8 protein-coding genes and 1 pseudogene are annotated in these 7,172 nt (G+C 63.4%); 5 read left to right on the forward strand and 4 right to left on the reverse strand.

The genetic code is table 11. The annotated features are described in order from the left end of the window. Window positions 1-123 precede the first annotated feature (123 nt). Together EN893_RS11905 and EN893_RS11910 are read right to left on the reverse strand one after the other, a co-directional pair. The gene (locus EN893_RS11905) at window positions 124-1,053 is read right to left on the reverse strand and encodes a MoxR family ATPase (protein WP_023810354.1); all 930 of its coding nucleotides are present in this window, start codon (window positions 1,051-1,053) and stop codon (window positions 124-126) included. Further along, window positions 1,050-1,577, reverse strand: a complete 528-nt coding sequence (locus EN893_RS11910) for a flavin reductase (RefSeq protein WP_095791541.1) — start codon at window positions 1,575-1,577, stop codon at window positions 1,050-1,052. Before EN893_RS11910 ends, EN893_RS11905 begins: the two co-directional genes overlap by 4 nt. Window positions 1,578-1,756: 179 nt before the next feature. On the opposite strand from EN893_RS11910, the gene EN893_RS11915 reads away from it, so the two are divergent. Both EN893_RS11915 and EN893_RS11920 read left to right on the forward strand, forming a co-directional pair. Next, window positions 1,757-2,830, forward strand: a complete 1,074-nt coding sequence (locus EN893_RS11915) for an ABC transporter substrate-binding protein (RefSeq protein WP_127269885.1) — start codon at window positions 1,757-1,759, stop codon at window positions 2,828-2,830. Then, window positions 2,830-3,855, forward strand: a complete 1,026-nt coding sequence (locus EN893_RS11920) for a P1 family peptidase (protein WP_127269887.1) — start codon at window positions 2,830-2,832, stop codon at window positions 3,853-3,855. The genes EN893_RS11915 and EN893_RS11920 overlap by 1 nt, the downstream gene beginning before the upstream one ends. Window positions 3,856-3,863: 8 nt before the next feature. Here EN893_RS11920 and EN893_RS11925 read toward each other — a convergent pair whose 3' ends face one another. Next, window positions 3,864-4,118 (reverse strand): DUF2171 domain-containing protein, encoded by a 255-nt coding sequence (locus tag EN893_RS11925; RefSeq protein ID WP_127269889.1) that lies wholly within the window; start codon window positions 4,116-4,118, stop codon window positions 3,864-3,866. A 127-nt stretch (window positions 4,119-4,245) separates the two neighbouring features. Between EN893_RS11925 and EN893_RS11930 the strand changes: the two genes are divergently transcribed. The 3 genes from EN893_RS11930 to purB all read left to right on the forward strand — a co-directional run bounded on the left by EN893_RS11930 (window position 4,246) and on the right by purB (window position 6,859). Continuing rightward, the gene (locus EN893_RS11930) at window positions 4,246-4,971 is read left to right on the forward strand and encodes a DUF2259 domain-containing protein (protein WP_127269891.1); all 726 of its coding nucleotides are present in this window, start codon (window positions 4,246-4,248) and stop codon (window positions 4,969-4,971) included. Window positions 4,972-5,078: 107 nt separating this feature from the next. Then, window positions 5,079-5,492, forward strand: a complete 414-nt coding sequence (locus EN893_RS11935) for a hypothetical protein (RefSeq protein ID WP_127269893.1) — start codon at window positions 5,079-5,081, stop codon at window positions 5,490-5,492. Between the two features lie 59 nt (window positions 5,493-5,551). Next, on the forward strand, window positions 5,552-6,859 hold the full coding sequence (gene purB / locus EN893_RS11940) for an adenylosuccinate lyase (protein ID WP_127269895.1): 1,308 nt from the start codon (window positions 5,552-5,554) through the stop codon (window positions 6,857-6,859). Between the two features lie 176 nt (window positions 6,860-7,035). Here the strand turns inward: purB and EN893_RS40020 are convergent. Beyond that, a pseudogene (locus EN893_RS40020) lies at window positions 7,036-7,172 on the reverse strand (VOC family protein); the annotation flags it as partial.

Consider the following 7,172-nt stretch of genomic DNA (forward strand, 5'->3'; position numbering starts at 1 on the left):
GTCCTTGACCGAGGCCGGCCCGACCCGCATGCCGGCCTTGCGTAAGGTGCGGGCAAAATAGACGATGTTGTCGGCAATCCGCCCGTGCGGCATGGCCTCTTTCGGTTCGGGGCGCGGCATCGCCTACTCCGCCGCCGAAAGCTCGGCCTTCACCTCGTTGAGGATGCGCCGGCCTTCGCCCTGTTCGATGCGGGCAATGTCGTCCTGGTATTTCAACAGCACGCCGATCGTGTCGGAGACGGTTTCCGGATCGAGCGCCACCTTGTCGAGCTCGGTCAGCGCGCCGGCCCAGTCGATGGTCTCGGCGACGCCAGGCACCTTGAACAATTCGATCTGGCGCAGCTTCTGGATAAAGGAGACCACTTCTGCCGAAAGCCGCTGGTTGGCCTGCGGCACCTTACGGCGCACGATCTCGAGCTCGCGCTCGGCGTTGGGATAGTCGACCCAGTGATAGAGGCAGCGCCGCTTCAGCGCATCGTGGATTTCGCGGGTGCGATTGGTGGTGATGATGACGATCGGCGGTTCTTCCGCCTTGATGGTGCCGAGTTCGGGCACCGTCACTTGGAAGTCGGACAGGATTTCGAGCAGAAAGGCCTCGAAGGCCTCGTCGGTGCGGTCGAGCTCATCGATCAGGAAAACCGGGGCAGCGCCCGTCTTTCCGGTCAGCGCATCGAGCACCGGGCGGCGGATCAGGTATTTTTCGGAAAAGACGTTGCGCTCCATGGCGGAGCGCTCGACCTTGCCGGCCGCCTCCTCCATGCGGATCTCGATCATCTGCGCGGCGTAGTTCCACTCATAGACGGCGGACGAAACGTCGAGGCCTTCATAGCACTGCAGGCGGATCAGCCGGCGACCGAGCGCCTGTGCCAACACCTTGGCGATCTCGGTCTTGCCGACGCCGGCCTCGCCCTCGAGGAACAGCGGCCGCTTCATACGCAACGACAGGAACAGCACGGTCGCCAGCGACCGGTCCGCCACATAGTCCGCACCGGTCAGGAGATCGAGCGTCTCGTCGATCGTCCGTGGCGCGGCGCGCGGTTTCAGCTCGGTCATTCTTTCTCCGTGAACGCCGCCGCTCCGCTGTCCAGAACGTGGTAGCCGCGGGCGTGGTAGATCAGCGGCCGCAAATTATCGCCCATACGCAGACCTGTCACCTTGCCAAAAAGCACACGATGGGTGGCCAGATCCTTGGTGTCGATCAATTCGCAGTCGAACACGGCAAGCGCGCCTTTCAGCGTCGGCGCGCCGGTGGAGATCACATCCCATTCGCCAAGCGCGAAACGTTCCTCGACCGGCAGGCCGGTGATGCCGGAAAAGCCGACCGACAGCGGCTCCTGGTGCGAGGCCAGCGTGTTCAGGGCAAACCTGCCGTTTTTCACGAACAGCTCATTCTTGGCATTTTCGCGGTTGAGACAGACCAGGATGGTCGGCGGCGTGTCCGACACCGAACAGGCGGCGATCACCGTCGTGCCGCGCTTGCCGGCCGGCCCGTCGGTGGTGACCACATGGACGTGGCCGGCAAAGTGGCTCATCGCGTCGCGATAGGCCTGCGGCCCAATGTCGTTCTTCTTCAGCACCGTATTTTTTCCATGGTCAGGATCCTACCGACATATATGGCCAGATATAGCCCGCCACAAGCGAAGTGCTTGAGCCATATCCCGAAATTCCCGTGTTGCACCAAGGCCGGGCAGCCTTTAGGTCTTGGCGGCAATAGTGCCAGGAGCATAGAGCCGGCACGGAGGGACCCATCGCTCGAATGCGACCCAAGACAAGAACAATAGCGGCGCTGTTCTGGCTGTTTCTGGCCAGTGCCGCGGATGCCCAGACGCTGCTCGTCGGCGTCGCGGCACCGCTATCGGGACCATCTGCCATTCTCGGCAAGCAGATCGAGGCCGGCACCGGCCTGGCGGCCGAAGCGAACGGCATCGAACTGAAGACCGTGGATGATGCCTGCACCGCGGACGGCGGCGCTGCCGCGGCCAAGGAATTCGCAGCCGCCAAGGTCGACATCGTAGTCGGGTTTCTCTGCACCGAGGCGATCGAGGCGGCGATGCCGATCCTCAAGGACGCCAACATTCCGGTCATCACCGTTGGCGTGCGGACCGAGAGCCTGACCGACCGCCGCGCCAAGGCCGGCTGGCCGGTCTATCGCCTCGGGCCGCGCGGCGACGATGAGCGCAACGCCATCGCGTCCGCCCTCACCCATCTATGGCAGAACGAGCTGTTCGCCATTATCGACGACGGCACCATCTACGGACGTGAGATCGCCGAGACGTTGCGGGCAGCGGCCGAACAGGCAGCGCTGAAACCGGTATTCGTCGACACGTTCCGGCCACAGCTCGACAACCAGATCGGCATGATCGGCCGGCTGAAGAAGGCTGGCGCGACGCATGTCTTTGCCGGTGGCGACGGCGACGACATCGCCATCATGGGCCGCGATGCCGCACAGCTTCAGGCGGGCATCGTCTTTGCCGGCGGCGAAAATCTCCGCACACCGCCGGGCGATGTACCCTATGCCGTGGGCACGCTGATGATCGCACCGCCGGAATGGGCCGATGTCGCCGATCCAAAAGTGCTGGCGGCATTTGACGCTAAGAAGATCGTGCCTGACGGCTATGCGCTGCCGGCCTTTGCGGCGGTCGAAATCGCCAAGGCAGCATCAGGCTTGTCCGAAAGCTCGGGCAAGCCGCTGACGGAGGCCCTGACCGGACAGGATTTCACCACGGCGATCGGGCCGATCCGCTTTGATGCAAAAGGCGACCTCAGCCAGAGACCTTACCGCGTCTTCCGTTTCGACGGCACGCGCTTTGCGCCCTTGGAAAGCAACTGATGTTTCGCACCGGCCCACGCAACCTGATCACCGACGTTGCCGGCCTGCGCGTCGGCAATGCGTCCGACGCCAGCCTGAAGTCCGGCGTCACGACCGTGCTTTGCGACACGCCGACAGTGGCCGGCGTTCAGATCCTGGGCGGCGCGCCGGGCACGCGCGAGACAGACCTGCTCGAACCGCACAATTCCGTCGATGTGGTGCACGCCGTCGTGCTTTCAGGCGGTTCGGCTTTCGGCCTCGACGCGGCGTCCGGCGTGCAGGCGGCATTGCGCGAACGCGGCATCGGCCTGGAGGTCGGTGGTTTTCGCGTGCCGATCGTGCCGTCGGCGATCCTGTTCGACCTGCGCAATGGCGGCGACAAGGATTGGGGCCGTTATCCGCCCTACCGCGAGCTTGGCTATGAGGCCGCGCAAACTGCCGCCGCCGATTTCCAGCTTGGCACGATCGGCGCCGGCACCGGCGCGCTGACCTCGGGGCTGAAAGGCGGCCTCGGCTCCGCCTCGACGCTGCTGGATAGCGGCGTCACCGTCGGTGCGCTGGCCGCCGTCAACCCGACCGGATCGGTGACCACAGGCCGAACCCGCCATTTCTGGGCAGCACCGTTCGAAATCGGCAACGAATTCGGCGGGCTTGGTTATCCCTCGCCGATGCCGGACGATGCGAAACGGATTCTTTTGAAACACCGCGACAAGCATGTTGGCAGGCAGATGGAGACCGGCGGCAACACCACCATCGCCGTCATTGCCACCGATGCGGTGCTCACAAAAGCTGCCGCCAAGCGCCTGGCGATATCGGCGCATGACGGGTTCGTGCGCGCGATATGGCCGACGCACACACCGGCCGATGGCGACCTTGTGTTCGCGCTGGCGACCGGCACGAGCGGTATCGAACTCTCCGCCGATGCGGCGATCGATCTCTACGCCGCAGCCGGCGCCACCATGGCGCGCGCCATCAGCCGCGGCGTCTATGCGGCAACCCCTGCCGAAAACGATCTGTTTCCGGTCTGGTCGTCACGCCTGAGGTGAAGCGATAATCAGACCCGATCGGACTTTTCTTCCTCGAACGTCACCGCAACATCGGAATTCGCCGACAGCCAGACCTTCTTGCCGTCGACTTCGGCAATCAGGCTCAGGGGAATATAGTGATGATGGCCCTTGTGAGCGCCCTCGCCGCTATCGGCCTTGGTCAGCTTGATGCGCTGGCCATCGACCTTGTCGACAGTGCCGACATGCACGCCGTCGGCGCCGACGACTTCCATATGCTCGCGAATTTTGCTGGTGTCGGTCATGGTGGTCTCCATTGGGACTGCCGACGATAACAAATGACGGGCCGATTGGATGCATCGGCTTTCGCACCGCACGACGTTTTGATTTCGGCGTGCTAGGGGATTGAGACGATCACGGGGGTGAAGACCGATGCGAATGCTCTTTCTGTTTGCCGTTGGCCTGCTTGCACAGTTTGCCACCTCGATCGCGGCTCATGCCGGCGATGTCGCCGAACTTGAAATCCTCGGCTTCACCAAGGACGGCAGCGTCTTTGCTTTCGAGGAATATGGCGTGCAGGATGGATCGGGTTTTCCCTATGCCAACCGCTACTACATCGACACCAGCACCGACAGCTTTCTCAAGGGCACGCCGATCCGGGTCCGGCTTGAGGACGAGAATGCCAAACTGGATGCGGCGCGCCTTCAGGCCCGGCAAAAAGGCGAAGCCATTGTCAGTCAGGCCGAGTTGGACGCCAATCGCGGCATCACCGCCGGCTTCAACCCGGTGACCGAACTTTCGGCCGATCCGCACCGGATGGCAGTCAACCCGCGCCCGATCTTTTCGCCGGTCGACCCACCGCTCGAGTTTCGGCTCGACGATCTCGGCATGAACAACACCGAGGGCTGCGAGAGCCAGGGCGAGATCAACGGCTTCCGGCTGCTGCGTATCGAGGCGCAGGATGGCGGCACGACCAAGCTGCTGCACGAGGACAAGTCGATACCGAAAAGCCGGGGTTGCCCGAACGGCTACCGCATCGGCGCTGTGCAGACCTTTTCGATGGACAGTCTCAGCGCCTATGCCGTGCTGATCGCGGTGCGCCAATACGGCTTTGAAGGCCCGGACTTTCGCTGGATCGCGGTGACCGGCCGCCTGTGACACCGCTTGTCCCACCCGCCCCGCGCGATCGTTCGCTGAACCGCCTTCGCCGCGCGATACCGACGCCGCGCACTGCGTTTTATGGCGCCTTGCTATGGGCCACGACGATGGGCGCCAGCGCGCTCGTCGCCCTGTTGTTGGACGACTGGGAGACGCCGGCGAAAATCCGCATTGTCACCGCGCTGTTTGCGGTGGGAGCTGCGCTGGCTTTTCCCATCGGCCTGTTCGCGGCGCGGCTGGTCTCGCAGGGAAGACGCTGGGAAGTCGCCTTTGCCGCGGCCTTCGTGTGCCTAGCCGCGGCGACGATCGGCCTGACCGCCGGGCTCTTTGCCCTGCAGTACCGCTCCTACTACGCCGAGTGGCACGCCCCTGCTTTCACCCGCACCTGGGTCCTCCAGTTCGTCTTCACGACGCTGATTGCGCTCTACCAGTTCGTGGTGCTGGGCATCCGGCTCTATTTTCCAGTTGGTTTCATCGCTCTGTTTGCCGCGGGCGTCTGGTTTGCGCGCCAGCAGCGTTGAGCATTTTGCTCGCCTCTGTTAGGACGCGGGCAAACTTCTCGATATGTCAGGACTGACCGATGATCCCTCGCTATTCCCGGCCGGAAATGGTCGCCATCTGGTCGCCAGAAACCCGGTTCCGCATCTGGTTCGAGATCGAAGCCTATGCCTGCGACGCGTTGGCCGAACTCGGCGTCATCCCCAGGGAAGCGGCAAAAACCATCTGGGAAAAGGGCGGGGCGGCAAAATTCGATGTCGAGGCGATCGACGAGATCGAGCGCGTCACCAAGCATGACGTCATCGCCTTCCTGACCCATCTTGCCGAATTCGTCGGACCGGACGCCCGCTTCATCCACCAGGGGATGACCTCGTCCGATGTTCTCGACACCTGCTTTGCGGTGCAGCTTACCCGCGCCAGCGACATCCTGCTCGCCGACATCGATGGCTTGCTTGCAGCGCTTAAGCGCCGCGCCTTCGAGCACAAGGACACCGTCACCATCGGCCGCAGCCATGGCATCCATGCCGAGCCGACGACCTTTGGCGTCAAGCTGGCGCAGGCCTATGCCGAATTCTCGCGCTGCCGCGAGCGGTTGGTGCACGCGCGCGAAGACATCGCCACCTGCGCGATTTCGGGCGCGGTCGGCACCTTCGCCAACATCGACCCCTATGTCGAGGAGCATGTGGCGGCAAAGCTCGGCCTGAAGCCCGAGCCGGTGTCGACGCAAGTGATCCCGCGCGACCGCCACGCCATGTTCTTTGCCACGCTCGGCGTCATCGCCTCGTCGGTCGAGCGGCTGTCGATCGAAATCCGGCATTTGCAGCGCACCGAAGTGCTGGAAGCTGAAGAGTATTTTTCGCCGGGCCAGAAGGGCTCGTCGGCCATGCCGCACAAGCGCAACCCGGTGCTGACCGAAAACCTCACCGGTCTTGCCCGCATGGTGCGCTCCATGGCGCTGCCGGCGATGGAAAATGTGGCGCTCTGGCACGAGCGCGACATCTCGCACTCCTCGGTCGAGCGCATGATCGGCCCGGATGCCACCGTGACGCTCGATTTCGCACTGTCACGGCTGACCGGCGTCGTCGACAAGCTGCTCGTCTATCCCGACAACATGCTGAAGAACATGAACAAGTTCCGCGGCCTCGTGCATTCGCAGCGCGTCATGCTGGCGCTGACCCAAGCCGGCCTGTCGCGCGAAGACTCCTACCGGCTGGTGCAGCGCAACGCCATGAGAGTGTGGGAGCAAGGCGCTGATTTCCTTGAGGAACTTTTGGCCGACAAGGAAGTGACCGCAGCGCTGCCGGAAGCCGAAATCCGCGAGAAATTCGACTTGGGCTATCATACCAAGCATGTCGACACGATCTTCAAGCGGGTGTTTGGGGAAGCCTGAGCTTCCTTCTCCCCGTCACTATACGGGGAGAAGGTGCCGGCAGGCGGATGAGGGGCGGTGCCGACTTCGGCGACGATCGCAACCATTCACGCTTTGACAAATTCACGACTTTGGCGCTGCCCCTCATTTCCCTGCCGGGCATTTCTCCCCGTATAGTGACGGGGAGAAAGACGCTCTCAAGCCTTGGCGGGAATAGTCCTGATCACCGTGCCCCACGGATCTTCGCGGGTTGCCGGGCTCGTCACCTTGTCCGAACGCATCTCGACCCAGGCAAGGCCCGACCGGCTCGAATCGCGGCGGCCGGCGCCTGAAC

It is taken from the genome of Mesorhizobium sp. M7A.F.Ca.CA.004.04.2.1, assembly GCF_004022825.1.
Classification (GTDB): domain Bacteria; phylum Pseudomonadota; class Alphaproteobacteria; order Rhizobiales; family Rhizobiaceae; genus Mesorhizobium.

Bases quoted from the DNA above. Each gene is read 5' to 3' on its own strand.
- EN893_RS11905 (WP_023810354.1), bottom strand. From the start codon at position 1,053: ATGACCGAGCTGAAACCGCGCGCCGCGCCACGGACGATCGACGAGACG.
- EN893_RS11915 (WP_127269885.1), top strand. From the start codon at position 1,757: ATGCGACCCAAGACAAGAACAATAGCGGCGCTGTTCTGGCTGTTTCTG.
- EN893_RS11920 (WP_127269887.1), top strand. From the start codon at position 2,830: ATGTTTCGCACCGGCCCACGCAACCTGATCACCGACGTTGCCGGCCTG.
- EN893_RS11925 (WP_127269889.1), bottom strand. From the start codon at position 4,118: ATGACCGACACCAGCAAAATTCGCGAGCATATGGAAGTCGTCGGCGCC.
- EN893_RS11930 (WP_127269891.1), top strand. From the start codon at position 4,246: ATGCGAATGCTCTTTCTGTTTGCCGTTGGCCTGCTTGCACAGTTTGCC.
- EN893_RS11935 (WP_127269893.1), top strand. From the start codon at position 5,079: ATGGGCGCCAGCGCGCTCGTCGCCCTGTTGTTGGACGACTGGGAGACG.
- purB (WP_127269895.1), top strand. From the start codon at position 5,552: ATGATCCCTCGCTATTCCCGGCCGGAAATGGTCGCCATCTGGTCGCCA.